The 25,061-nt window shown below is 70.5% G+C and carries 25 protein-coding genes; 12 read left to right on the forward strand and 13 right to left on the reverse strand.

Annotated features, from left to right (window positions below; all coding sequences use genetic code 11):
* The 8 genes from pstS to KCH87_RS38435 form a co-directional block, all read right to left on the reverse strand.
* Positions 1-1,125, reverse strand: a complete 1,125-nt coding sequence (gene pstS, locus KCH87_RS38400) for a phosphate ABC transporter substrate-binding protein PstS (protein WP_210592505.1) — start codon at positions 1,123-1,125, stop codon at positions 1-3.
* Between the two features lie 222 nt (positions 1,126-1,347).
* Entirely contained in the window at positions 1,348-1,770 is a 423-nt protein-coding gene (locus KCH87_RS38405; RefSeq protein ID WP_308299019.1) for an NUDIX hydrolase, read from the reverse strand.
* Between the two features lie 59 nt (positions 1,771-1,829).
* Complete coding sequence (locus tag KCH87_RS38410; protein ID WP_210592507.1) at positions 1,830-2,963, reverse strand: CHAD domain-containing protein; 1,134 nt, start codon at positions 2,961-2,963, stop codon at positions 1,830-1,832.
* Complete coding sequence (locus KCH87_RS38415) at positions 2,944-5,175, reverse strand: RNA degradosome polyphosphate kinase (RefSeq protein ID WP_210592508.1); 2,232 nt, start codon at positions 5,173-5,175, stop codon at positions 2,944-2,946. The genes KCH87_RS38410 and KCH87_RS38415 overlap by 20 nt, the downstream gene beginning before the upstream one ends.
* A gap of 332 nt (positions 5,176-5,507) precedes the next feature.
* A complete protein-coding gene (locus tag KCH87_RS38420; protein WP_308299020.1) occupies positions 5,508-6,488 on the reverse strand; it encodes an ABC transporter permease in 981 nt (326 codons plus the stop codon).
* Positions 6,485-6,634 carry a hypothetical protein gene (locus tag KCH87_RS38425; protein ID WP_210592509.1) on the reverse strand — a complete coding sequence of 50 codons (150 nt, stop codon included), beginning with the start codon at positions 6,632-6,634 and terminating at the stop codon, positions 6,485-6,487. The genes KCH87_RS38420 and KCH87_RS38425 overlap by 4 nt, the downstream gene beginning before the upstream one ends.
* Entirely contained in the window at positions 6,631-7,512 is an 882-nt protein-coding gene (locus tag KCH87_RS38430; protein ID WP_210592510.1) for an ABC transporter ATP-binding protein, read from the reverse strand. The genes KCH87_RS38425 and KCH87_RS38430 overlap by 4 nt, the downstream gene beginning before the upstream one ends.
* Positions 7,509-7,916 (reverse strand): GntR family transcriptional regulator, encoded by a 408-nt coding sequence (locus tag KCH87_RS38435; RefSeq protein WP_210592511.1) that lies wholly within the window; start codon positions 7,914-7,916, stop codon positions 7,509-7,511. The genes KCH87_RS38430 and KCH87_RS38435 overlap by 4 nt, the downstream gene beginning before the upstream one ends.
* 123 nt (positions 7,917-8,039) lie before the next feature.
* Between KCH87_RS38435 and KCH87_RS38440 the strand changes: the two genes are divergently transcribed.
* The 5 genes from KCH87_RS38440 (at position 8,040) to KCH87_RS38460 (ending at position 12,555) form a co-directional block, all read left to right on the forward strand.
* A complete protein-coding gene (locus KCH87_RS38440; RefSeq protein ID WP_210592512.1) occupies positions 8,040-8,582 on the forward strand; it encodes an RNA polymerase sigma factor in 543 nt (180 codons plus the stop codon).
* Between the two features lie 142 nt (positions 8,583-8,724).
* Positions 8,725-9,552 (forward strand): zf-HC2 domain-containing protein, encoded by an 828-nt coding sequence (locus tag KCH87_RS38445; RefSeq protein ID WP_210592513.1) that lies wholly within the window; start codon positions 8,725-8,727, stop codon positions 9,550-9,552.
* The gene (locus KCH87_RS38450; protein WP_210592514.1) at positions 9,549-10,409 is read left to right on the forward strand and encodes an ABC transporter ATP-binding protein; all 861 of its coding nucleotides are present in this window, start codon (positions 9,549-9,551) and stop codon (positions 10,407-10,409) included. Before KCH87_RS38445 ends, KCH87_RS38450 begins: the two co-directional genes overlap by 4 nt.
* A complete protein-coding gene (locus KCH87_RS38455; protein ID WP_210592515.1) occupies positions 10,406-11,914 on the forward strand; it encodes an ABC transporter permease in 1,509 nt (502 codons plus the stop codon). Before KCH87_RS38450 ends, KCH87_RS38455 begins: the two co-directional genes overlap by 4 nt.
* Complete coding sequence (locus KCH87_RS38460; protein ID WP_210592516.1) at positions 11,902-12,555, forward strand: ABC transporter; 654 nt, start codon at positions 11,902-11,904, stop codon at positions 12,553-12,555. Before KCH87_RS38455 ends, KCH87_RS38460 begins: the two co-directional genes overlap by 13 nt.
* Here KCH87_RS38460 and mshD read toward each other — a convergent pair.
* Positions 12,515-13,441, reverse strand: a complete 927-nt coding sequence (gene mshD / locus KCH87_RS38465; protein ID WP_210592517.1) for a mycothiol synthase — start codon at positions 13,439-13,441, stop codon at positions 12,515-12,517. The genes KCH87_RS38460 and mshD overlap by 41 nt on opposite strands.
* A gap of 168 nt (positions 13,442-13,609) precedes the next feature.
* Here mshD and KCH87_RS38470 point away from each other — a divergent pair, with 168 nt between their 5' ends.
* The 5 genes from KCH87_RS38470 (at position 13,610) to KCH87_RS38490 (ending at position 20,103) form a co-directional block, all read left to right on the forward strand.
* A complete protein-coding gene (locus KCH87_RS38470) occupies positions 13,610-15,415 on the forward strand; it encodes a bifunctional UDP-sugar hydrolase/5'-nucleotidase (protein ID WP_210592518.1) in 1,806 nt (601 codons plus the stop codon).
* Between the two features lie 58 nt (positions 15,416-15,473).
* The gene (locus tag KCH87_RS38475; RefSeq protein WP_210592519.1) at positions 15,474-16,667 is read left to right on the forward strand and encodes a DUF2993 domain-containing protein; all 1,194 of its coding nucleotides are present in this window, start codon (positions 15,474-15,476) and stop codon (positions 16,665-16,667) included.
* A gap of 397 nt (positions 16,668-17,064) precedes the next feature.
* Positions 17,065-18,843, forward strand: coding sequence for an ABC transporter ATP-binding protein (locus KCH87_RS38480; RefSeq protein WP_210592520.1), 1,779 nt, complete (start codon positions 17,065-17,067; stop codon positions 18,841-18,843).
* Positions 18,844-18,946: 103 nt separating this feature from the next.
* Positions 18,947-19,735 carry a hypothetical protein gene (locus tag KCH87_RS38485; protein ID WP_210592521.1) on the forward strand — a complete coding sequence of 263 codons (789 nt, stop codon included), beginning with the start codon at positions 18,947-18,949 and terminating at the stop codon, positions 19,733-19,735.
* Positions 19,732-20,103, forward strand: coding sequence for a GntR family transcriptional regulator (locus KCH87_RS38490; RefSeq protein WP_210592522.1), 372 nt, complete (start codon positions 19,732-19,734; stop codon positions 20,101-20,103). The genes KCH87_RS38485 and KCH87_RS38490 overlap by 4 nt, the downstream gene beginning before the upstream one ends.
* 42 nt (positions 20,104-20,145) lie before the next feature.
* Here the strand turns inward: KCH87_RS38490 and KCH87_RS38495 are convergent, their stop codons facing one another.
* The 4 genes from KCH87_RS38495 to KCH87_RS38510 form a co-directional block, all read right to left on the reverse strand.
* Positions 20,146-20,847: a response regulator transcription factor gene (locus tag KCH87_RS38495; RefSeq protein WP_210592523.1), complete on the reverse strand. Its 702-nt coding sequence runs from the start codon at positions 20,845-20,847 to the stop codon at positions 20,146-20,148.
* A 47-nt stretch (positions 20,848-20,894) separates the two neighbouring features.
* A complete protein-coding gene (locus tag KCH87_RS38500; protein WP_210592524.1) occupies positions 20,895-22,946 on the reverse strand; it encodes a pectinesterase family protein in 2,052 nt (683 codons plus the stop codon).
* Positions 22,947-23,046: 100 nt separating this feature from the next.
* Positions 23,047-23,364, reverse strand: a complete 318-nt coding sequence (locus KCH87_RS38505) for a hypothetical protein (RefSeq protein ID WP_210592525.1) — start codon at positions 23,362-23,364, stop codon at positions 23,047-23,049.
* The gene (locus tag KCH87_RS38510; protein WP_210592526.1) at positions 23,361-23,678 is read right to left on the reverse strand and encodes a hypothetical protein; all 318 of its coding nucleotides are present in this window, start codon (positions 23,676-23,678) and stop codon (positions 23,361-23,363) included. The genes KCH87_RS38505 and KCH87_RS38510 overlap by 4 nt, the downstream gene beginning before the upstream one ends.
* Positions 23,679-23,864: 186 nt before the next feature.
* On the opposite strand from KCH87_RS38510, the gene KCH87_RS38515 reads away from it, so the two are divergent.
* On the forward strand, positions 23,865-24,686 hold the full coding sequence (locus tag KCH87_RS38515) for a helix-turn-helix transcriptional regulator (RefSeq protein ID WP_210592527.1): 822 nt from the start codon (positions 23,865-23,867) through the stop codon (positions 24,684-24,686).
* On the forward strand, positions 24,683-24,904 hold the full coding sequence (locus KCH87_RS38520) for a DUF397 domain-containing protein (protein ID WP_210592528.1): 222 nt from the start codon (positions 24,683-24,685) through the stop codon (positions 24,902-24,904). Before KCH87_RS38515 ends, KCH87_RS38520 begins: the two co-directional genes overlap by 4 nt.
* Positions 24,905-25,061 lie beyond the last annotated feature (157 nt).

Raw genomic sequence — 25,061 nt, forward strand, 5'->3', positions numbered from 1 at the left:
TCAGCTCAGGCCCGCGATGGTGGTGCGGACCTTGGCGATGATGTCGTCGGGGATCGGCGCGTAGTCGTTCTCGGCGAGAACCTTCTGGCCGTCCTCGCTGGCGATGTAGTTCAGGAACGCCTTGACGGTGGGCAGCGTCTCCGCCTTGTTGCCCTTGTCGCAGACGATCTCGTAGGTGACCAGGGTGATCGGGTAGGCGCCGTCGGCCTTGGTGGCGTAGTTGATCTCGAGCGCGAGGTCCTTGCCCGTGCCCACGACCTTGGCGTCCGCGATGGCGGCGGTGGCACCGTCGGTGGAGGCCTTGACCGGCTCGGCGGCACCCGTGTCGATGGCGACCGTCGAGACGTCCTTGGCGTACGACAGCTCCATGTAGCTGATCGCGCCGGAGGTCTGCTTCACGCTCTGCGCCACACCGGAGGAGCCGGACGCGGCCTGGCCGCCCGGAGCCGTCCAGGCCTTGCCGCCCTCGTACTTCCAGTCGTCCGGGGTGGTGGCGAGCAGGTACTTGGTGAAGTTGTCCGTGGTGCCGGACTCGTCCGAGCGGTGGAACGCCTGGATCTTGGTGCTGGGCAGCTTGGCGTCGGGGTTCAGCTTCGCGATCGCCGCGTCGTTCCAGGTCTTGATCTTGCCGCTGAAGATCTTGGCGATCGTCGGCGCGTCCAGGACCAGGTTGTCGACACCGTCGACGTTGTACGCGAGGGCGATCGGGCCGCCGACCATCGGGAGGTCGATGCCCTGGCCGCCGGAGCAGACCTCCTTGGAGGCCGTGATCTCCTCGGGCTTCAGCGCCGAGTCCGAACCGGCGAAGCCGACCGTGCCCTGGGTGAACGCGGTGACGCCGGCGCCGGAGCCGCCGCCCTTGTAGTTGATCTGGACGCCGGTGCACTGAGCGGTGAACTGCTTGACCCAGGCGTCGATAGCGTTCTTCTGCGCGGATGAGCCGTCGGCGAGCAGCTGGCCCTTGGCGTCGTCGCACTTGATCGAACCGGCCGCGGCGGTCGCGGAGGAGTCGCCGCTGCCGGTGTCGCCGGTGTCGTCCGAGCCGCACGCCGTGAGGGCCAGGGCGCCGGAGACGGCGATCGCGCCGAGAGCGAGAGCCCGCCGGTTCTTGCGCTGAAGCTTCACTTGAGGGAGTTCCTTCCAGGAGCCGCCGTCCTGAATTCGGCGGCGTGCGAAAGACTGATTGATGCGGACACCTATTCGGGCAGTGCCCGTCATCAGGCAAGGCTGAAAGTAGGCAGATCAGGTGAAGGCGCTTATGGCCAGAAATGAACGCAGGGTGAACCCCTGCTGTCGGTGTGGTTAGGTCACGGAAGGCTCACGCTGTGGACACGGGGAGATTCCGGACTATGCCAGGCGAAGGGCATCCAGCAGAGCGTCCACGAGGGTGCGATCCCTCGGCTGGGTGAGACGGTTGCGGGCGGCCGTCGGGGAGAGCCACAGGAGCCGGTCCACTTCCTGGTTGGGGGCGAAGGAGCCGGATCCGGCCTCGGCCGCCCAGTAACGGACCTGCTTGGGGCGGCCGCTCGCGAGGTAGTGGGCGGTGGGCAGCTCCGTGCCCGGCACCGCGCTGTAGCCCGTCTCCTCCGCGACCTCCCGCAGGGCGCCCGCGAGTGACTCCTCGTCTCGTTTCAGCTTGCCCTTGGGGTGTGACCAGTCGTCGTATTTCGGGCGGTGCACGAGACATACCTCCAGTTCACCGTCTACCGGCGAGCGGCGCCACAGGACGCAGCCGGCTGCCTGGACGGTGCCGTCGTTCGTGTGAGTCACCGGGACTTCACCGCCTCCTCGAAGGTGCGGGTGTGGGTCGGAACCGCGGCCCGGACGGGTCAGACGGTGCCGACCGCCTGCTTCTGCCATGCCTGCTGGAACGCGAAACGTGCCGCCTCCACCTCGTGCCGCTGGTCGGCGTGGAGCACGCCGAGGGCGTACGCCGTCGCCGGGGCGATCCGGGGGGTGCGGGCGGCGGCCGCCGCCGCGGCGGCGGCCTCCGAGGCGTCGCGGTGCCGGTTCAGCGCCTGGCCCGCGGTGAGCAGGCGCACGTCCACCGGCGCGTCCTCGCCGAGCAGGACCTCGCGGCCGTAGCGGTGCAGGCGCAGCAGCAGACGGACCTGGTGCCAGGGTGCGTCCTGCGGGTGCGGGGCCGGGTCGGGGGACAGGCCGTGGACCAGCGCCTCCGCGTTGTACGGGCTGCCGGCCGTCACCAGCGGCAGGGCGGCGATCGCGTCGGTGAGGCGCTCCTCGGCCGCGCCGGCGAGGGGGCGCAGATCGGCGGTGGGGGCCTTGGGCGTGAGGGGGACGTCACTGGCCAGTACGGCGATGTTGTCGGCGACCGCGTGGAAGCGGGAGGAGCCGAGGGCCTGGAGGGCGGTGGAGTGGGCTCGGGTCCGGGCCAGCGTCAGTTGGCGCTCGAGGAGGGCGCCTGCCTTGGCCGCGCCAACTGTCAGGTTGCCGCGTTCCGAAGTGGCCGGGTGGGTCGGGGGACCGGCGTTGCCGGGTTCCGCTTTCCGTGGGTCGGGATCCGCCCCAGCGGAACGACTGCCCACAGCTACGCCGGTTGCATCCGCCGACTGGGCCGGGAATCCCGCCGCCCCCGACAACCGGTGCAGCGCCAGCAGCAGCCGTTCCAGGCGGGACGCGCAGGCGTGTTCCATTGCCAGCGTGCCGGAGAGCCAGGCCAGTTCGGGGCGGATGGCCTCGGACCAGTCGGGGTCGAGCAGGGGGCGGAAGGTGTGCAGGCTGCCGCTGATGCGGCGGGCCGAGTGGCGCAGGGCGCGCGCCGCATCGACCGACTCCTCCGTGCCCGAGGCCGAGCCGTTGGTCGTGCCTCCGGTCTCCCGGTGCAGCCGCAGGGCACGGAGGAACTCCGTGGCCTGGGCCCGCAGGTAGCCCGCGAGAGCGTCCCCGGTCAGCCCGGCCGTCCCGGCCTTCGGGTCCGTCGGTTCAAGGTGTTGCTGTGCCACGCCGGCGCCTCCGGGCGTCTATGAGCATCTCCTGGATGTTCCGCAGGGGCTGGCCGTCCGCGTCGGTCGCGTGCCGGGTCCACTCGCCTTCCGGACCGAGATGCCAGGACGCGGTGGTGTCGGACATCCCGGTCTCGAGGAGCCGGTTGAGCGCGGCGCGGTGAGCCGGGTCGGTGACCCTGACCAGCGCCTCGATGCGGCGGTCGAGGTTGCGGTGCATCATGTCGGCGCTGCCGATCCACACCTCGGGTTCGCCGCCGTTGCCGAAGGCGAAGACCCGGGAGTGTTCGAGGAAGCGGCCGAGGATCGAGCGGACCCGGATGTTCTCGGAGAGGCCCGCCACGCCCGGACGCACCGCGCAGATGCCGCGCACCCAGATGTCGACCGGCACGCCCGCCTGGGACGCGCGGTACAGGGCGTCGATGACGGCTTCGTCCACCATCGAGTTGACCTTGATGCGGATGAACGCGGGGCGTCCGGCACGGTGGTGCTGGACCTCCTTCTCGATCCGCGAGATCAGGCCGTCCCTGAGGGACTTGGGGGCCACCAGCAGCCGTCGGTAGGTCTCGCGGCGCGAGTATCCCGACAGCCGGTTGAACAGGTCGGACAGGTCCGCGCCGACCTGGGGGTCGGCGGTGAGCAGGCCGAGGTCCTCGTAGAGGCGGGCCGTCTTCGGGTGGTAGTTGCCGGTGCCGACGTGGCAGTACCGCCGTAGCGTGTCGCCTTCCTGGCGGACCACCAGCGACAGCTTGCAGTGGGTCTTCAGGCCCACCAGGCCGTAGACGACATGGCAGCCGGCCTCCTCCAGCTTGCGCGCCCACTTGATGTTGGCGTGCTCGTCGAAGCGGGCCTTGATCTCGACCAGGACGAGGACCTGCTTGCCGGCCTCGGCGGCGTCTATGAGCGCGTTGACGATCGGGGAGTCGCCGGAGGTCCGGTACAGGGTCTGCTTGATCGCGAGGACGTCGTCGTCCTCGGCCGCCTGCTCCAGGAACGCCTGTACCGACGTGGAGAAGGAGTCGTACGGGTGGTGCAGCAGCACGTCCCGGTTGCGCAGCGCGGCGAAGATGTCGGGTGCGGACGCCGACTCGACCTCGGCGAGGTCGCGGTGGACGCCGGCGATGAACTTGCGGTACTTCAGCTCGGGCCGGTCGAGGCCGCCGATGCGGAAGAGGCCGGTGAGGTCGAGCGGACCCGGCAGCGGGTACACCTCGGCCTCGCTGATCTTCAGCTCCCGCACCAGCAGGTCGAGCACCTCGCGGTCGATGGACTCCTCGACCTCCAGACGCACCGGCGGCCCGAACCGGCGCCGCATGAGCTCCTTCTCCAGCGCCTGGAGGAGGTTCTCGGCGTCGTCCTCCTCGACCTCCAGGTCCTCGTTGCGAGTGAGCCGGAAGGCGTGGTGCTCCAGGACCTCCATGCCCGGGAACAGCTCCTCCAGGTGGGCGGCGATGACGTCCTCGATGGGGACGTACCGGCCGGGGGAGCTCTCCAGGAAGCGGGACAGCAGCGGCGGCACCTTCACGCGGGCGAAGTGGCGGTGGCCGGTGACCGGGTTGCGTACGACGACGGCCAGGTTCAGGGAGAGGCCGGAGATGTACGGGAAGGGGTGCGCCGGGTCGACCGCGAGGGGGGTCAGGACCGGGAAGATCTGGTGCCGGAACAGCGTGAAGAGGCGCGCCTGCTCCTTTTCGGTCAGCTCGGCCCAGCGGACCAGGTGGATGCCCTCCTCCGCGAGGGAGGGGGCGACGTCCTCGTGGTAGCAGGCGGCGTGCCGGGCCATCAGCTCGCGGGAGCGGGCCCAGATCATCTCCAGCACCTCACGCGGCTGGAGACCGGAAGCGGAACGCGTGGCGACACCGGTCGCGATACGGCGCTTCAGGCCGGCCACCCGGACCATGAAGAACTCGTCCAGGTTGGAGGCGAAGATCGCGAGGAAGTTCGCGCGCTCCAGCAGGGGCGTGTTCGGGTCCTCGGCGAGTTCGAGGACCCGTTCGTTGAACGCGAGCCAGCTGCGCTCCCGGTCCAGGAAGCGGCCCTGGGGCAACTGGGGCCCGTCGTACGGAGCCTCCTCGTAGGCGTCGAGGTCGGCATCGATGTCGGGTTCCAGGTCGGACACCGCGGCGGACACCGTGTGTGGCCGGTGTGCGGCTATGGAACCGACGGACGGTTGTGCATGCTGGACCTGTGCCTGGGCGTTCGACTGGCTCATGGACCCATTGTTCCGCGCCGGGAGCGAGACGGGCGCGTCGGAAGAAGCGGGAGGGAGCGCGACGGCGAATCCGGTGTCCCCGTTCACCGCTCCGTTTCCCGCCCCGTTCCTCGCGCGGCCCTCGGGGGGCGGCGCCGGCTCTGGCACGGCTGGCTGCATTCGCCGAGGGTCGCAAGCCCGGCTGAACCAATGGTTACGGCGACATGACGTGCGGGATAGCGGGGGGCGGCCCCGAGGCGTCTACGTCCCCCGGGTTTCCGTACGCAGGGCAGCACGAAGCCCTGCGCATACGCCCCTACCCGCTCTGAGGGACGTATGCGCATCACGATGCGTCAGCCGGTACGGTGCCTGACCAGGCGGAACGCGATCAAGGCGGCTGCGGCGGCCACGGCCAGGACGATGGCCGTCGCGGTGAGCTGGAGGGGCCAGTAGTGGGACGCCGGGTGGAAGTCGACGTAATAGGCGGTGGCGTCGAGGCGTTCCATGACGTGGCGGCACTCCGGGATGAACGTGCCGCCGCAGTTGGGGTCGGCGATCCGGTCGCCGGACGTGGTCACCAGGCCGTAGCCGACCTCCGTGCCTTCCAGCGCCGGGCCGCTCTGCAGGCTGCTGAGCCGGGTTTCCGCCGGCCACAGATGTGGCAGCGCCTGGTTGAGGCCGAGCCACAGTGCGGCCACGGCAACCGCGCCGGTGCCGAGCGCGGCGAGTGAGCGGCGCAGGACCAGGCCCGCGAGGGCGCCGGCGAGCAGGCCGGTCAGGGCGAGGGCGACCGTGATGGGGCCGCCCGCGTAGAAGGTGGCCGAGTCGTGCCAGGACTTGGCGGTGTCGATCTTTCCCTCCCCTGCCGACCAGGCCAGATGGTGGAGGAGGACGAACAGTCCGGTGCCGGCGGTGACCAGGGCGGCCGGTACGGCGAGCTTGGCGGCCAGCCAGCGGGCGGGGGAGACGGACTGGGTCCAGGCCAGCCGGTCGGTGCCGTTCTCCAGTTCGCGGCCGATCAGCGAGGCACCCGCCCAGGCGGCGACCAGGAACGGGACCGCCAGGACGGCGAAGGTCGCGTAGTTGTACACGTCCTTGTAGAGGACGATCGAGTCCTGGTCGTACACACAAGAGGGCTGCTCACAGGCGTTGTACTCCCGCCATGCCGCCGCCGCGTCGTCGGTGAGCGGGCCGCCCAGCCACAGGAGCGTGGCTGCGGTGATGACGAGGAGCGCTGCCCAGACGTACAGGGCGGGCCGGTGCAGTCGCAGCAGCCAGCGCAGCAGGTGGGGTGCGGGGGTGGGAGCCGGGGCTGTGGCGGTCAGGGCGGTCACGCGGGGATCTCCTGGGTCTCGGCCGCCCGAGCGGGGGCCTGCGGGTTGACGAGGAGTGCCGCCCGAACATTTAGGGCGGGGCGGTGCAGTCGCAGCAGCCGGCGCAGCAGGTGGGGCGAGGGAGCCGGGGCGGTCAGGGCGGTCACGCGGGGATCTCCTGGGTTTCGGCCGCCCGGGCGGGGGCCTGCGGGTTGCGGAGGTAGGCGAGGACCAGCTCCTCCAAGGACGGGGCGCTCGTCCGCCAGCCGTCCGGCAGCGGGCCCGCCGGGCGGAGCAGGGCGGTGAGCTGGCGGCCGGTGGTGCGGGACTCGACGACGGTGTGGTGCGGGTCGAGGGGGGTGTCGGCGGGACCCGTCACGCGCGTGTGGGCCTGGAGCAGCTCGTCGAGCTCGCCCGCGAGCCGGGCCTGGCCGCCGCCGACCAGCAGCAGGTGGTCGCAGGAGTCCTCCAGCTCGGCGACCACGTGCGAGGACATCACGATCGTGGTGCCGTACTGCGCGGCCTGGGACATCAGGACGCCCATCAGCTCGTGCCGGGCCAGCGGGTCGAGGTCGGCCATCGGCTCGTCCAGGAGCAGCAGTTCGGGCCGCTTGGCCAGCGCGAGGGCGAGCGCGACGCGGGTGCGCTGGCCGCCGGAGAGGGAGCGCACCCGGGACTTCGGGTCGAGGTCGCCGTCGGCCACGATCCGCTCGGCGGCCTGCGCGTCCCAGCGGCCGGGGTTGAGGTCGGCACCCATGCCCAGCGTCTCGGCGATCGTGAGCTGCGGATACAGCGGCTTTCTCTGGTCGACGAAACCGACACGCGCGCGTGCCGCCGCCGGAGATCCACCGAGGACGCGCACCGTGCCCTCGGTCGGGGCGAGCAGCCCGGCGGCGAGGGCGAGCAGCGTGGACTTGCCGGCGCCGTTCGGCCCGACGACCGCGCAGACGCGTCCGGTGGGCAGCTGGACGGTGCAGTCACGCAGCGCCCACCGCCTGCCGAAGCGTTTGCCCAGGCCGGCTGCCTCTATGGCCGTGTCGGTCATGTCGGTTCTCCCTGGAGGTGCTTCTCGCCTGCGGCGAAGTGTGTTTCGAGTACGGCAGTGAAGAGCGCGGCCACGTCCTCCCGCCCGAGACCCGCCTCGCGGGTCCGCTGTGCCCATGCGTCCAGTTCGGTGCGCAGGGGAGAGTCGGCGGGGGTGGTGTTCAGCCCGCGGCGTACGAAGGTGCCCAGGCCCCGGCGTGCCTCGACCAGGCCCTCCCGCTCCAGTTCGCGGTAGGCCTTGAGGACGGTGTTGGGGTTGATGGCGGTGGCTTCGACGACCTCGCGGGCCGCGGGGAGCTTGTCACCCGGCTCCAGCAGGCCCAGGCGGAGCGCCTGTTTGGTCTGCTGGACGATCTGGACGTAGGTGGCCACGCCGCTGTGCCGGTCGATACGGTATTCGACCACTCGGCAACCACCCTTTCACTAATTGAGTAGTGAAAGGGTGGTGGAAGGCGGCCCCGAAAGTCAAGCCGCAAAGCCATGGGCGAGGGTGTGAACCGATCCGTGGCGCCCGTGCGATGAGGAGACGTGAGCGAAACGAGAAGCGACGGGGACCTGCTGCGAGCCATCGCGGCGGACGGGGACCGGCGCGCCTTCGAGGAGCTGTACCGGCGGTTCGCGCCGTGGCTCGCCGCCCGGCTGCGCGGCCGGTGCGCCGACGCCGGGATCGTCGACGACGTCGTACAGGAGACGTTCCTCGCGGTGTGGCGGGGCAAGGCCCGCTACCGGGAGGACGGCGATGTGGCCGGGTGGCTGTGGCGCATCGGGTCGCGACGCCTGGTCGACGTACTGCGCGGCGACGGTGCCCGGGGCCGGCTGCGGCAGACGCTGGCGCGGCTGCGGCACCGGGACGAGGCGTCCGCGGAGGAGCGGGTGCTCGCGGGGGTCGAGCACGGGGACCTCGCGGGCGCCCTGGTCGGGCTCTCCCCGGAGCTGCGCGCGGTGCTCCAGGCGACGGTCGTCGACGGGCTGACCACCCGCGAGGCCGCCGTCCTGCTGGGAATACCGCCCGGCACGGTCAAGACACGGGCGATGCGTGCCCGCAAGCAACTGCGGGAGGCGCTGGCATGACGCACGTAACCGGGGGAGGCGCCGGAATGACGCGGGCGATCGGACAACGGGCCCGGCACACGGCTCGGCAGGGCGCCGGCCCGATCCGGCACCTGCCGGAACCGGGGCCGTACGCACGCAAAGGACTTGAGGAGGTGCCCGCATGACCTGGCACGTATCTGATGAGGATCTACGGGCCTACGCGCGCGGCGAGTTGACCGCCCCCGCCCTCTGGTCCGCCGACACCCACCTCACCGCCTGTGACCGGTGCCGGGCCGTGCTCGCCGAGGTCAGCGACCCGGTCGCGCTCGACGCCGGCTGGGAGCGGCTGGACGCCGAGCTGGACGCGCCCCGGCCGGGCTGGTTCGAGGCGCTGCTGGTGCGGATCGGGGTGCCCGATCACACGGCGCGGCTGCTCGCGGCGACACCGGTGATGCGCGGCTCGTGGCTGGGCGCGGTCGTCGGAGTGCTCGTGCTGACCGTCGTGGTGACGAACGTGTCCCCGGTGACCCGGTCGCCCACGATGTTCCTCGCCCTCGCGCCGCTGCTGCCCCTTGCGGGGGTCGCGGTGTCGTACGGGCCCGCGCTGGACCCGACGTACGAGATGGCCGTCGTGTCCCCGGTGCACGGGTTCCGGCTGCTGATGATCCGTACGGTGGCCGTGCTCGCCGCCGGACTCGGCCTCAACGGCCTGGCGACCCTCGCGCTTCCGGCGTACGGCCTTCAGGCCCTCGCCTGGCTGCTGCCCGCACTCGCCCTCACCGCGACCGGGCTCGCGCTGACCCCGCGTCTCGGGCCGGTGCTCGCGCCGTCCCTCGTCGGCGGCGGGTGGATCGCGCTGCTGCTGGTCGCGCAGGCGACGGCCGACGGACCGCTCGCACCCTTCACCGCGGCCGGACAGGGCGCGGCAGCCGCCGTCGCCATGCTCGCCGCCGGTCTGCTCTTCCTCCTTCGTGACCGCTTCGACCTCTTCAACGGGAGCGCCGCATGATCCCCACCGTCTCCGCCTCCGGGCTGAGCCTCCGCTACGGCGGAACCCGCGCCCTGGACGATGTCTCACTGCGGCTCACGCCCGGTGTGACGGGCCTGCTCGGCCCCAACGGAGCAGGAAAGACCACCTTGTTGCGGGTGCTCGCCACGGCCGTTCCCGCCGACCAGGGCGCCTTCACCGTCCTCGGCCACGACCCGGCGACCGCCGCCGGCCGCCACGAGGTCCGGCGCAACCTCGGCTACCTCCCCCAAACCCCCGGTTTCCACCCGGACTTCACGGCCTTCGAGTTCGTCGACTATGTGGCGATCCTCAAGGAGCTGACCGACCGCGCCGCACGGCACCAGGAGGTGCGGCGGGTGCTGGAATGCGTCGATCTGTCGGACGTACGCGGCAAGCGGATCAAGAAGCTGTCCGGCGGTATGCAGCAACGGGTCGCGCTGGCCGCCGCGCTGGTCGGCGACCCCGGGTTCCTGGTCCTCGACGAGCCGACCGTCGGCCTCGACCCCGAACAGCGCATGCGCTTCCGGGAGTTGATCGCACAGGCCGGTGAGGGCCGTTCGGTCCTGCTGTCCACCCACCAGACCGAGGACGTGGCGATGCTCTGCCACCGCGTCCTGGTCATGGCGAGCGGCACCATCCGCTTCGACGGCACCCCCGCCGAGCTGACCGCACGGGCGGCCGGCCGGGTGTGGAGCAGTACGGAACGCGCGCCGGGCGCGAAGGCGGGCTGGCGCACGGGGCTGGGGACGTTCCGCAACGTGGGCGACCCGCCACCCGGGGCCGAACTACTCGAACCCACCCTGGAGGACGGCTACCTCCTCACGCTCGACGGCGAGCCGGCGGAGGTGGCTGCATGAGCGCCGTGCTGGAGGCGGCCCCGCCCGCCGTGAGCACCGAGCCGCGCCAGACCTGGGCGGCGGTGTTCGCCCTGGCCCGCTTCGAGGCGCGGGAGCTGCTGCTGCGCGTCCCGGTGCTGCTGGCCTTCGCCGTGTACATCGCCTGGACCGTCTACCGCGACGGCGACGACTTCCCGGTGCTCCAGAGCGTCGACCGCGCCACGCAGTCCGCGCCGCTGCTGGTCGCCCTGGCCGTGTTGCTGTCGGCGAACCTGGCGGTACTGAGATCCCGACGGCGGGACACGGAACGCCACTTCGCGGTGCTGCTGCTTCAGCCCTGGCAGCGCACGGCGGCACACGCGCTGTCCGTGGTCCCGGCCGCCGTCCTCACCGCGCTCTGCGTCGCGGGCCAGTTCACCTGGCAGGCGCTCAAGCCGGGGGCGATCGGGCACGGTTCCCCGGCGGAGCTGCTCGTCGGGCCGCTGACCGTGTTGCTGTTCGGGGCGGTCGGGGTGCTGCTGGGCCGACTGATCCCGTCGGTCGTGGCGGCCCCCCTGGCGGGGGTCTTCGTCCTCTTCTTCTTCCTCCTGGTCGCGGCCCCCGGGGACAACGGGGGGACGAGGTGGCTGGCGCCGGTGATCGGCGAGGCCAGCAACACCATGCTGCCGTCCGACCTGATCGGCCGCCCGGCCGCCTGGCACGCGCTCTACCTCGCGGGGCTCGTCCTCGTCGCCGTGCTGCTGGCGATGCTGGTGAGCGGCGGCCGCACACCGATCGTCGCGGGCGCCCTGGCCGCCGCGGTGGTCCTGACACTGACGGGCGCCGTCCGGCAGGCCGAGGGCGTCTCGCCGGAGCTGACGGCGGCCCGGGAGCGGATTTCGGTGACGCCCGAGAAGGAGCAGACCTGCGTACGGCACGACGGCTCGGCCTACTGCGCCTTCCCGGAGTGGGAGCCGCAGACGGGCACCTGGGCGGACGTCGTGGACCACGTCCGGTCGCTGGCGGCCGGCAACGAGCAGAAGCAGCAACTCCTCGTACGACAGCGGGTCGACGCCCGCTACGGCCTGTCCGGTGACGCGGCACTCGACCCGTCCGCGACCCCGCACCAGGTGACGGTGGGCACGGCGTGGGGCGGCAACCGCGTTCCCGAGTTCTCGGCGGCGGTCGCCTCCGTGCTGGTGACCGGCAGCGAGAAGGCGGCCGGCGACATGTGCGACGGCCGCATGGTGACCGTCATGTGGCTGGCGCTGGGCTGGGCGGACGACCCGATGCAGTCCTTCCGCAACGTCCGCCTCGACGACAGCGTGACCGGCTCCGCGATCGTCCTGTCGCCCACCGATCCGCTGTCCATGACCTCGGGTCAGACCGATGTCGTACGGGAGCTGCTCCAGCAGCCGCGTGACACCGTCACGGCGAAGGTGAAGGCCAACTGGGCCGAGCTGACCTCACCGAAGGCCAAGACCAGCCGGGCGGCCGAACTGCTGGGCGTCAAGGTGCCGAAGGACGCGGACGCATGCGAGGAGTGAGGGAGCTGGCGGTGCCGGTCTGGCGTACGTTGCCCTGGCGGGTGCTGGGCGCGGCCGGAGCGGCGGGCCTGCTGCTGGCGGGGCTGCCGAGGCTGATGGGCTCGAACGCGTGGTGGGCCCTGTTTCTCCTACGGGGTGCGGCGCTGGCCTTCGCGCTCGGGCTGGCGTTCGTCCTGGACGACCCCGCCCGGAACACCACGACACCCGTACCGACCCGCCGCTGGGTCCGCCACGCTCTGCGGGCGGTGCTCGTCGCGCCGGCGGCGGCGGTGTGGTGGACGGCCGCGGCGCTCCTGGTCCCCGGTGACGTACGGCCGCCGGTGGCCGACGTCACGCTGGAGGCCGGCGCGGTGTTCGCCCTCGCCCTCGCGGTCGCGGCCATCGCGGTACACCGCTCGGAAGACCCCACACCCGGCACACTCGTGGCAGCGGTCCTGCTCGCCGCGGCCGCCCTGACGCCCCTGCTCCTGCCGGACGACTGGGCCCTGTTCGTGCAGGTGGCCGACGAGCGGTGGGCTGCCGCGCACGACCGCTGGGGGTTCGTGCTGGCCGGTGCGGCGGTGGTGTGGGGGGTGTGCGGGCGGGAGCCGGTGCGCAGGCTCAGGTTTCCGACCGGTACATCAGGTCCGTCTCGTGTGTGACGAAGCCCAGCCGTTCGTAGACCGACACCGCCGCCTTGTTGTCGGCGTCGACGTACAGCATGGCGGTGGGCAGGGCCTGCGCCGCGAGATGCCGTAGGCCGATCGTCGTCAGGGCCTTGCCCAGGCCCCCGCCCTGGGCGCCGGGGCGGACGCCGAGGACGTACACCTCGCCGAGGCCCTCCGTGGCGTGGACCTTCGTCCAGTGGAAGCCGATCAGCTCGCCCTCGCGCTCCGCCAGGAAGAACCCGGCGGGATCGAACCAGGGCTCGGCCATACGGTCGTCGAGGTCCCGCTGCGTGAGGGAGCCCTGCTCGGGATGGTGGGCGAAGGCGGCGGCGTTGACCGAGAGCCAGGCCGTGTCGTCCCGACCCGGCTCGAAGGTACGGACGCTCACACCGGGCGGCAGCACGGGGTCGGGCAGGTCGAGCCCGGTCAACGGCCGCCGCATCTGGCGCAGTTCACGGAACAGCGTGAGCCCCAGCACCTGCGCCAGATGCCGCGCCGCCGAATGCCCGCCGTGCGCCCACACCCGCAGCCGCTTCCCGGAGGCGGCCAGCAGCGCCGACCCCAGCGCCCGTCCGTGACCGTGCCCCCGGTGCGCCGGATGGACGACCAGTTCCGCGGCCGGCGCTTCCACCGGATCGGTGTCCTCCAGCTGGGCGTAGCCGACGAGTTCGTCGCCGACCGTCAGCAGCAGATGGGCGATGCCCTCCCGGGCGCCTCCGCGCAGATACAGCCGCCCCTGCTCGGACACCGCCTGCTGCCCGTCGTTGAGCGTCGCCTCCGTGAGCAGCGCGAGCACGGACTCGGTCTGTGCCGGGGAGAGCGCGGAGTAGGTCTCGATGGCTCGGGAGCGGGCCGGGTATGCCGTGTCGTCGCTGGTCATGAGTACGAGGGTACGGGGAGCCTCGGACAAAGTGGCGGCAGCCGAGGGCAACGAAGCAACGAGGATGTAACCGCGAACCCCCTGTCGCGCTACGCGCGTTGACTCTAGGCTGCCGCCGGGCGAGATCACCCGAAACCCACAGACAACAGCAGACCCACAGGGGAACGCATGCCAGCCATATCCCAGCCGCATCACCGCAGACGCCGTACGCACGTACTTCTCGCATCAGCAGCGGGACTGGCCACCGCCGGCGCGCTGCTCGCGGCGCTTCCGGCCGGGGCGGCGCAGGACAGCAAGGGGGCGGGCCACGGTCTGCCCGGCCGCTACCAGGACGTCCAGCTGCTGTCCTTCAACGACCTGCACGGCAACCTGGAGCCGCCGGCCGGTTCCTCGGGCCGCGTCACCGAGGTGCAGGAGGACGGCACGACGAAGACGATCGACGCGGGCGGTGTCGAGTACCTCGCGACCCACCTGCGCGACGCCCGCGCGGGCAACAAGTACTCGATCACCGCGGCCGGCGGCGACATGGTCGGCGCCTCCCCCCTGATCTCGGGCCTGTTCCACGACGAGCCCACCATCGAGGCGCTGAACAAGCTCGACCTCGATGTGACGAGCGTCGGCAACCACGAGTTCGACGAGGGCGCCAAGGAACTGGCCCGCCTCCAGAACGGCGGCTGCCACGCCACCGACGGCTGCTACACGGACGAGAAGTTCGAGGGCGCCGACTTCCCGTACCTCGCGGCGAACGTCCTGGACGAGAAGACCGGCAAGCCGATCCTCAAGCCGTACTCGGTGTGGAAGAAGAACGGCGTCAAAGTCGGCTTCGTCGGCGTCACGCTGGAGGACACTCCGGGCGTCGTCTCCGCCGAGGGCGTCAAGGGCCTCAAGTTCAAGGACGAGGTCGAGACGATCAACAAGTACGCCAAGGTGCTCCAGAAGCAGGGCGTGAAGTCGATCGTCGCGCTGATCCACGAGGGCGGGGCGCCCGCCTCGCAGGCGTACAACTACGACTGCGACAGCCCCGGCGCCGGTGACGGCATCTCCGGCCCGATCGTGGACATCGCCAAGAACATCACGCCGTCGGTGGACGCGCTGGTCACCGGCCACACCCACGCGGCGTACGCGTGCACGATCAACGACCCTTCGGGCAAGCCGCGCATGGTCACCTCGGCCGCGTCCTTCGGCCGGCTCTACACCGACACCACGCTGACGTACGACCGGTGGACGGGTGACATCGCCCGTACGGCCGTCAAGTCCGCGAACCACGTGGTCACCCGGGACGTCCCCAAGGCGACCGACATGACCGAGCTGATCAGCAAGTGGAACACCCTCGCGGCGCCCATCGGCAACCGTGCGATCGGCCATATCTCCGCCGACATCGGCAACAGCGGCACCGAGTCCCCGCTCGGCGACCTCATCGCCGACGCGCAGCTCGCGTACGGCAAGGAGCTGGACCCGGAGACCGACCTCGCGCTGATGAACCCGGGCGGCATCCGGGCCGGGCTGACCTACGCGGCCAAGGGCAGTGAGGGCGACGGTGTGGTGACGTACGCCGAGGGCTTCACGGTGCAGCCGTTCGCCAACACGGTGAACCTCCAGGACTTCACCGGCACCCAGCTGATCCAGGTGCTCAAGGAGCAGGTCAGCGGGACCAACGCGGCCTCCCCGAAGGTCCTCCAGATCTCGTCGGGTCTGACGTACACCCTGGACATGACCAAGACCGGCGCGGACCGGGTCGTCACCGACTCGATCAAGCTGGGCGGCACGGCCATCGATCCGGCGGCCACCTACCGCGTCGCGACGAACAGCTTCCTCGCGGGCGGCGGCGACGGCTTCCCAACGCTGGGTCAGGGCACGAACGACCTGGTCGGGACCGACGACCTGGCCGCTCTCGGCCAGTACCTCACGGCCAATTCCTCGGCCGCGAACCCGATCGCTCCGCCGAAGGCGGACCGGATCACGATCGTGAGCTAGATCGCATACCTCGGGTAGAGGTTGCGGGTGGGGTCGGTACGTATGTTCGGATGGATCGATGCGTACCCCCCACCACATAGCGACGCATTATCGTTCAAACCCGTACGACGAGCTCGGCGCTCTCGACGAAGGCCCTCTGGAGGACTTCCTCCGGAGGGACACCGTCGGCGAGGACGACGAGGAGTGGGCCCCGCCCAACCACCGCCGTAACGGCCGTCGCCGTCGGCGGGGCCGCTTCGCGGGTCTGTCGCTCGGGATGAAGGCGGTGGTGGGGCTCGTCGTCCTTGCCGCCTGTCTGGCCCTCACCGACCGCTGGGCGCTGCTGTACGCCGAGCGCGAGGCGGCGGACACCCTCAAGGACCGGCTCGACCTCGCGGCGGCGCCCGAAGTGGAGATCGGCGGCTTCCCCTTCGTCACCCAACTCGCCGACGAGCGGCTGGACTCGGTGAAGGTGACCGTGCCCGACGTGGCCGCCGACCGGGTCTCGCTGGCGCAGGTGTCGGCGACGGCGAAGAACGTACGACTGGACGCCGACAGTCCGACGTCCGTGCGCGGCGCGAGCGTCCCCGAGCTGGACGGCGACGTGCTGTTGTCGTTCGCCGACCTGAACCGCGAACTGGGCGCGTCCCAGGTGACGTTCACCGGCGAGGGGCACGACCGGATCCGGGCGCGCGGCATGCTGCCGGTCGCCGGACACGATCTGCGGCTGCGCGCCGAGGCCCGCATCCTGCGCGACGGCGACCGCGGCATCACCACGCACATCGGCGGAATGCGCCTGGACATCGGGGACTTGGCGACGTACCGCCCGGGTGCCCGCGCGTCGGAGGGCCTGCATCTGACCTCCGACGCGGCGGCCCGGATCGCCCGCGAGACGCGCAAGGCGAAGGCGCTGCTGTCGGTGCCGTCTCTCGTGCGCCGCCTGGGCGTTCCCGACTCCGCCGTACGCGAGGCCCTGCGCGACGACACAAAGCTCGCCGACCTGACCGGCTCCGCGCGCTTCGCCCGCCAGGCCATGAACCTCAACCTCATCGACCTGGCCCTCGCCCACCCCCAGCTTCTGAAGACCCTGGGCTTCGACCCCACACTCCTGGACGCCCTGCCCCGGCTGACCCGCCCGGTCCTCGCCGACCGGCTGTCGCTGGGGTTCCGGCTGCCCGAGCCGCCGAACGGGGAGCTGCGGCTCAGGGATGTCCGGGTGGAGGAGGACGGGATCAGGGTGCGGCTGGACGGGGCGGGGCTGTCAATTGGATAGGTAAATTCCAGGTGAGGCCCGTAATAAAGTCTGGGTGAATGGTGCTTCGGTTCCCGGGACTGCCTGAAAATCAATCTCAGGCCCAATTAATCGAGGTCTAAGCGGAATTGGCGATTTTCGCCTCCGGGCTCCCGTAGTGTTTTCCATGTCGAAAGCGAACAGCGCAGACGGCAAAGGGAATCCACCCGCAGGGAAGAAGGAGAAAGCTATGAGCTTCCACAAGGTCGCCCCGGTGAAGAAGAACAACAAGCCCGCGCCGGCTCCGAAGAAGAAGGCTCCGAAGAAGCCCGCGAAGCGCCGCCCGGTCGGCAACAAGTAAGCAGCGTCACGAGGCGGGGTCCGGAATATCCGGACCCCGCCTCGGGCATGTCGGGCCGTATATTCCGGGAGGTTGACCATGCGTGACGTCCGATCGGCATTCGCGCGTTTCTGGCCGTTGACGCGCGGCGATCGCAGATGGCTCGTGGTCGTCATCGCCTGTGTGATCGTCGCCGCGCTCGCCGAAACCGCGTCGATCCTGCTCTTCGCGGAACTCACCGACCATGCCCTGAAGGCGGGTTCGCTCTCCGCGTTCTGGAGCCCGGCCGGCTGGTGGCTGGCCGCTTCCGTCGCCGGCGCGATCGTCGGCTACCTCGGCAACTCCCTCGCCGTGTGGACCGCCGAGAGATTTGTGCTGCGGCTGCGCGCGCAGGCCTTCCGGCACGTTCAGGACCTGCCCCCGCACTTCTTCCAGCGGCACCGCCAGGGCGACCTGGTCGAACGGCTCACCGGTGACGTCGAGGCGATCGAGCAGATGGTGGTGTCGGGCGTCGTCGGCACCGTCTCCGCCGCCTTCTCCGCCGTCTTCTACGCGGCCGCCGCACTCTGGCTGCGCTGGGACCTGGCCCTGGTCACCTTCGTCCTCGCCCCCCTCTTCCTCCTCGCCGCCCGCCGCTTCGCCGGCCGTATCAAGGAGTCCTCCCGGGAGGAACGGGCCGCCGACGGAGCGATCACCTCGGTCGTCGAGGAGTCGCTCGGCAACGTGGTCCTGACACAGGCGTACAACCGCCGTGCGGCGGAGGAGAAGCGGCTCGACCGTGAGGCGCGCGCGTGGATGCGGGCGTCCGTGCGCGGAGCGCGGGCGAGCGAGATGTACGAGCAGTTCGTCGAGGTCGTCGAGACGCTCTGCGTGCTCGCGGTGATCGGCCTCGGCGTCTGGGAGATCGCGCAGGCCCGTATGTCCCTGGGCCAGTTGCTCGCCTTCGCCGCCTTCCTCGGCTACCTCTACCCGCCGATCCGCAACCTGGGCCAGCTCGGCCTCACCCTCACCGCCGCCACGGCGGGCGCCGAGCGCCTGGGCGAGATCCTCGACTCCGAACCGGCGGTCGCCGACCCCGCCGAACCGGTGCGGGAATGGCCGGTCCGCGGCTGGGTGAGCGTCCACGGCGCGTCCTTCCGCTACCCCGGCGCGGAGGAGGACAGCCTCCACGACGTCACCCTCACCGCCGCACCCGGCGAACTGATCCTCGTCACCGGCCCGAGCGGCGCCGGAAAGTCCACGCTCTCCAAGCTCCTGGTCCGCTTCTACGACCCGTCGTCGGGGGTGATCTGTCTCGACGGCGTGCCCCTGACGGACGTACCTCTGGACTTCCTGCGCGAGAACGTCGCCCTGCTCCCGCAGGAGACGCTGATCCTGCACGGCACGATCCTCGAGAACATCGAGTGCGGCCGTCCGGGCGCGACGCGCGAGGAGATCGAGGAGGCCGCGCGGTCCGCAGCCGCGCACGAGTTCATAGTCAAGCTCCCCCACGGCTACGACACCGTCATCGCCCCCGGCACCGCCACCCTCTCCGGCGGACAGCTCCAGCGGATCGCCATCGCCCGCGCGATGCTGCGCGCCGCGCCCGTCCTGGTCCTGGACGAACCGACGGCCGGACTCGACTCGGTGGCGGCCCGCCGTATCGTCCAGCCGCTGCGCCGGCTGATGAGCGGCCGTACGACGATCATGATCACGCACGATCTGAGCCTGGCGCCGGACGCCGACCGCATCCTTGTCGTGGACGAGGGCCGCCTGGTCGAGACGGGCACGCATGCGGAGCTGGTGGCGCGGGGCGGCGCGTATGCGCGGTTGGCGGGGCCGATGCCGGGGGCGCTGACCGTACACGGAGGGGACGACACGCTGATGCTCCGGATCTGAGCATTCACCGTTCGAGCAGCTTGTATCACTGACTTGACACAAGATCCGGTGTCCGCGATCTTGTACTTGATCTTTGATGCAAGCTCCACGACGGGGGACCGCCATGCTCGACACTGCCTTGCCCGACCGGCACCGACGGCCCCGCGCCGAACGGTTCGCCCGGTGGGGCGGCCTTGCGCTCGGCGCCGCGCTGGCCTGGGGAATCGCCGGGAGTGACCGTCTGGGGTCCGGAATCCTCCTCGCCACCCCGGTCTTCGGTATCTGCGCCGTGGCCGGCATCCTGGCGGCAGACGCCCTGAGTCCCAAGCCTGAGGGGCCGGTACGCCGGGCGGGCCTCACTCCGCGCCGCATCCGCGACTTCCTCCCGACCCGCTTCGCCGCACTTCTGGCCACGCAGGCTGCCGCGCTCATCGCCCTGCTCGCGGCCGCCGCGTTCACCGCGTCCGCGGACGACATGGGTCGGGCAGGCCGCACACTCGGCGCCGCCTGCGACGGACTGACCGAGTCGCACGGCCCCTGGCCCGGCCTCTTCTACGGCGTCCCGATCCTCGGCGCCCTCGCGTTCTCCACCGCCGCCTGCGGCTACGTCCTGTACCGCAGCACGCGGCGACCGGTCCCCGACGGCGACCCGGCGCTGCGCGCCGCCGACGAGGAACAGCGCCGGGACCGGGTACTCGCGGTGACGGCCGCATGGGGACTGCTGGTTTCCGCTCCGCTCGCCGGCACCGCGTTCTTCGCCTCGGGTGCGTTGCGCTCGCTTTCCTGCCTCGGACCCGCGTCACACACCGTCGGCTGGATCCTGCTGCCGGTCGCGGCGGCTGCCGGCTGCACGGCGGTGTGGTGCCTGTACGTCCTTGCCGTCCCGCTCTCCGCCCCCCGGAGGCAACCATGACCGGCCCGACCGTACGTGTGGACACGACCAGCCCCGTCCCTCCGTACGAGCAGATCCGGGCCCAACTCGCCGCGCTCATCGGCAGCGGCCGCCTCCCGGAGGGCGAACGTCTCCCCACCGTCCGCCAACTCGCCGCCGACCTCGGCCTGGCCGTCGGTACCGTGGCCCGGGCCTACAAGGAACTGGAGGCCGCGGCCCTCATCCGCTCCAAACGCGGAGCAGGCACCCGGGTCGCCGCCGTGCCGTCGGCCGCTCACGCCGACACCCTTCGGCTCACCCGGCTCGCTCACGGATACGTCGCCGCCGCCCGCGCGACCGGTGCCGACGAGACGGCCATACTCGCCGCGGTACGGGCCGCGATGGGCTGAACCGGCTCGACCGAGACTCCGGCAGGGGTGACTTGTGCTGTCTCACGCGGCGCGCAGCGCGTACCCCAGCCCGCGCACCGTCTGGATCAGCCGCGGCTGCCCGTAGCCCTCCAGCTTCCGGCGCAGGTACATCACGTATACGTCCAGCGTGTTGGACGCGGGCTCGAAGTCGAAGCCCCAGACGTCCTTGTGGATCTGCGCCCGGCTGAGCACCTTGGCGGGATGCCGCAACAGGTACTCCAGGAGGGAGTACTCGGTGGGGGTGAGATCGAGCGGGCGGCCGCCGCGGGTGACGGTGTGGGAGCGGGGGTCGAGGACGACGTCGTCGAAGGAGAGCCGGTCGGGAGGTTCGGGGGCGTGCCAGGTGCCGCTCCGGCGCAGCAGGGCCCGGACCCGGGCGAGGAGTTCCTCGGCGGCGAAGGGCTTCATCAGATAGCCGTCGGCGCCGTTGTCGAGGGCGACGATCCGGTCGCCGACCGCGTCCCGGCCGGTGATCATCAGGATCGGCACGGTGGACCCGGAGGCCCGGATCCGCCGGGTCGCGGCCAGCCCGTCGAGGCCCGGCATGGTGACGTCCATCAGCACCAGATCCGGTTCGCCGTCCGGCTCGGCGACGAGATCGAGGGCCACGCGGCCGTCCTCGGCGAGAACGGTCTCGTAGCCCTCGAACCGCAGCAGCCGTCCGACGTCCTCGCGCAAGGCCGTGTCGTCGTCGGCCAGCAGAATCTTTCGAGTCCGAGCCATGCCTCAAAAGTGTGACGAGGCGCTGTGCCTGACCTTGGAGCGAGGTGTCAGGACGCCGTGGGCGTCCAGTCGCCCAGCCAGTCCGCGACCTCCTGGCCGGTGGCCTGCGCGTCGGAAAGCTGCGGCCGGTCGCCGCTCGCGGGACCCGCGCCCGCGCCGGTGTTCTGGTACTCGGCGAACCGGTCGTCCTTCCAGGAGAAGCCGCCCATGTCGGACCAGGGGGTCGACTTGATCGCGGCGCTCAGCGTGGAGTTCCGTACGGTCGTCTGCGGATCGACGGTGGCGTCACCGCTCGGGTGCCAGTTGCGGCCCAGGAAGAAGGAGGCCGAGGAGACGTCGCCGTTGACCGTCGAGCGGTCGATGAGGATGCCCTTGCGGTTCGCGGGGGTGCTCGGGGCGGTGACGTAGCCGGCGGAGGTGCCGTTCCAGCGCTTCTTCAGCGTGATGACGGACCTGTCGACGACGGCCGTCGCCCGGCCGAAGATGAAGTCGACGTTGCCGGTGATGTAGGAGTTGCTCACATAGACCCGGCCGAGCTTGTCCTTGGCGGCGGTCTCCAGCTCCAGGGTGTCCTGGTCGCCGTTGACGATGAGACTGTCCAGGACGATCTTGTCGGCCTGCGTCAGCAGCGCCACCGCCTGGTTGGCGATGTCCTGATGACTGGCCTCGTCGAAGTCGTTGGTGACGGTGAGATTGCGGACCTGGGAGTCGTCCGACTGGACGGAGAGGGTGGCGCTGCCGGGGGTGCCGTAGGTCCCGCCACCGGGTTTGGTGGTTCCGGCGGCGTTGTTGTAGACGATCACCGTGTCCTTACGGCTGCTGCCGCTGCCCTGGATGGTGACGTGCGGCTTGTCGGCCGGGACCTTGACGACCTCGCGGTACGTTCCCGGCTTCACGGAGATCAGGACCCGGGCGGGGTTGTTGGCGGGGACGGCGTCGACGGCGGCCTGGACGGTCCTGTACTGGCCGGACCCGTCGGCGGCGACGGTGAGGGTGGTCGCCGCGGCAGCGGTCGTCGATGCGGTCGATGTGCCGATGGAACTCCTGGGCCCCGCACCGGACTTGAGGAGATTCGGTACGTCGGCGGCCTGGTCGAGCGTGTAGCCGTAGTAGCTCTTCGGATCAAAAGCAGTCCCCCCGCTCTCGTTCCTCCCACTGGTCCCGGAGAAGACGTTGCCCCTCTGCACGATCGAGGCGGTGCTGTCCTTGATGACGGGGTTGTTGATGCCCTGGAAGTAGGAGTTCTCCAGGACCATGGCCGTCCCGCCGCGCGAGTAGTTGCCGTACGAGGACTTGATGTCGGTCCCCGCGACGTCCTCCAGGAAGTTGTTGTAGAGGTGCGCGTGCGCGGCGTTGTCCGTGGACGGGTTGCGCTGCTCGGTCTCGCTGATCCAGTTGTGGTGGATGGTGATGTCGGTGACGACGTTCTCGGTCCACCCGATGCCGAAGGCCTTGTTGTCCTGGCTGAGCTTGTTCCACGACACCGTGACGTTGGTGGTGTCCTTGCGGACGTCGATGAGCCCGTCGGCCATGTGCCGCAGGTCGTTGTGATCGATCCAGACGTGATGGGCCCCGTCCATCTGGATGGCGTCGAAGTCGTGTTCCTTGTCATTCCAGATGCCTTGGTAGGCGTCCCGGATGGTGAGGTTCCGGATGATCACGTTATGAACCCCGGAGCCGAGGAAGAACCCACCGCCGACGATGTGCCCGGAGGTGCCGGCCCCGACGATGGTCTTGTCGGACTGGACCTTGATCTCTTTCCCGACCGGGTTCATGTCGATGGTGGCCGCGACGACGATGACGTACGGCTCGGCGGCGGTCGCGTACTTCTCCAGGTCGGCCAGCGTCCTCACGGTGACGGTCTTGCCGTCCCGGCCGCCGTAAGTCCCGTTCTGCCCCTGCGAGTTGACGGAGGCGAAGCCGTCGGCGGTGGCGGTGGCCCAGGTGGGGGCGGCGGTTGAGGCGGCGGAGGCCTGCTGCTGGTCGCCGAACACCGTGCCGTAGGCCATGGTTCCGGCGGCGGTGAGGGCGAGGGGGATGCCGACAGCCAGGGCCTTGCGGCTTCTGCGGTGACGCGGCTTGCTGTGCTGTTCACTCATGCGGCGATCCGTTCCGTGCGGGGGATGGTCCGAAAGATCGGTTGCCGCCCCGCACGTAAAGGTTGCCGCCTTGAGCATGCTGGCGGGGTGACGCTGATGTTCACTGTTCGCTCCCGGTGATGCGTTCGCCCCGGCTGACCGCGATACGCAGGACGTCCTCCAGACATTCCGTCGCCCTGGTGAGCGCGAAGCGTGCTGCCCGCTCCCCAGCCTTGGGATCGGCCAGTACTGCCCTGGCTCCGACGAGTACCTGTTCACCGGAGTCCAGTTGAGCCGCCTCCACGTTGTCGGCGAGCAGGGAGAGCGTGCTGTGGTCGCTGTCGGTGCTGAGATAGCAGGGCTTGCCCTCGGGGGTGGTCCAGGGCAGGAGGCGGAGCTCGTAGGTGGCCGATGCCGGCAGCTCTTCGGCGACGCTCATCCGGAGACCTCCACTCCATGGATACGGCGCGGGCCGACGTCGATGCCGTAGGTGGCGAGCCAGAGCGCGCGGCGGCGTTGGCGTTGCAGCTTGCGTTCGTGGCGCTCGTCCGGGGTCAGGAGGTAGGGGCGTACGAGGGGGGTGTCGGGCTCGAAGGGGCAAGTGTGGAGTGGGCGGCCGGGTGGTGCGGCCAACGGGCGCTCAATGGGCGGGAGTTGAGATGGTGCTGCTCGGTGGCGTCCACGGGCGGGCAGCAGTGCCCGGATGAGTACGAGCAGTAGCGATTCGATGCATCGGGCGGTACGTTCGCGCATGTCGGCGCTCCTTCGAAGCGTCGGCCACGCCCCCGGGCCGAGCTGCATCGGTCGCGGGGGTTTGCCGTGGCAAGTGGGGGCTGACGAGCGGTGATTACCGTTCGTGCCTCGATCGTCACAGGTTCGACGTACGCTGCGGAAGGGGTTTGGTGTTGTCTGGAGCGCCAGGCAACGGGGAGGGGTGACATGGGCGAAGTCGTTGACGCGGAGCGGGAATCGGGGCGGGCTGTACTGGGGCGGACGCTGAAGTTCCTGCGGGAGAAGGCAGGGAAGTCGCTGGGGCAGCTGGCCGACGACACCGGGTACGACAAGAGCTACCTGAGCCGGCTGGAGTCGGGGGAGCGGCTGTCCAAGCTGACCGTGATGGAGGACCTGGACGGGTACTACGGGGCCGGCGACCTGCTGGTTCGGCATTGGCATGCTGCTCGGCTGGACGTGTTCAAGGACCAGTACAAGAGGTTCATGGAGCTGGAGGCGATGGCGCGGATCATGTGGAAGTTCACGCTGGGCGTGCCGGGACTTCTGCAGACCGAAGCTTTCGCCCGGGAGGTGTTGTCTGGGCTCCAGACAACACCTGAGGACGATCTGGTCGAGGAACAGGTGGCGGCTCGTATCGGGCGCCAGTACCTACTGCGGCAGAAGCCGGAGCCCAACGTCCGCATCATCATGGACGAGTACGCGCTCCGCCGCCCTGCGGCGCTGCCGAAGACCTGGGACGACCAACTGCTGCACATCGAGGCAGTCGCGATGTGGCCGAATGTGACGCTTCAGGTACTGCCCTTCGCGGCTGGCGTCCACCACCACATGAGCGCGTCTCTGACTCTGCTGTGGCAGAAGGACGGAAGCGGTGTTGCCTACTCGGAAGGCAACGACTGGGGCGAGCTGACCGAGCAACCGGACGGAGTCCTGAAGCACCGACTGTCCTACGATCGGCTCAGGGATCTGGCGCTGTCGCCGTCGGACTCGCTCACGTTCATCAGGGACGTACTGGAGGAGCACAGATCATGAAGCACACCCCCGACCTCCGCACCATCACTTGGCGCAAGTCGAGCTACAGCGACGGGGGAGACAACAACTGTGTCGAGGTCGCCGACGGCTACCCCGGCATAGTCCCCGTCCGCGACAGCAAGACCCCGACGGCCCGCCCGCTGGTCTTCGCGGCGTCGACCTGGTCGGCGTTCGTGGAGCGGATCAAGGGCGAGGCGGGTGCGAACACGATCGGGTGAAGCGGGCGGGAAACCGGGACGCGAATGCGTTCGGTCCGGCCACCGTGGCGTCATGGCAGAGATCATGACCACCCACGCCTCGGCGGCTACTCAACTCACCGCCGATCAGCTCGCCGAACGCATCGCCGCCACTCGCGAGGCGTTGCGCGAGCGGATG

This window comes from Streptomyces sp. GESEQ-35 (assembly GCF_017948485.1).
In the GTDB taxonomy this organism is placed as follows: domain Bacteria; phylum Actinomycetota; class Actinomycetes; order Streptomycetales; family Streptomycetaceae; genus Streptomyces.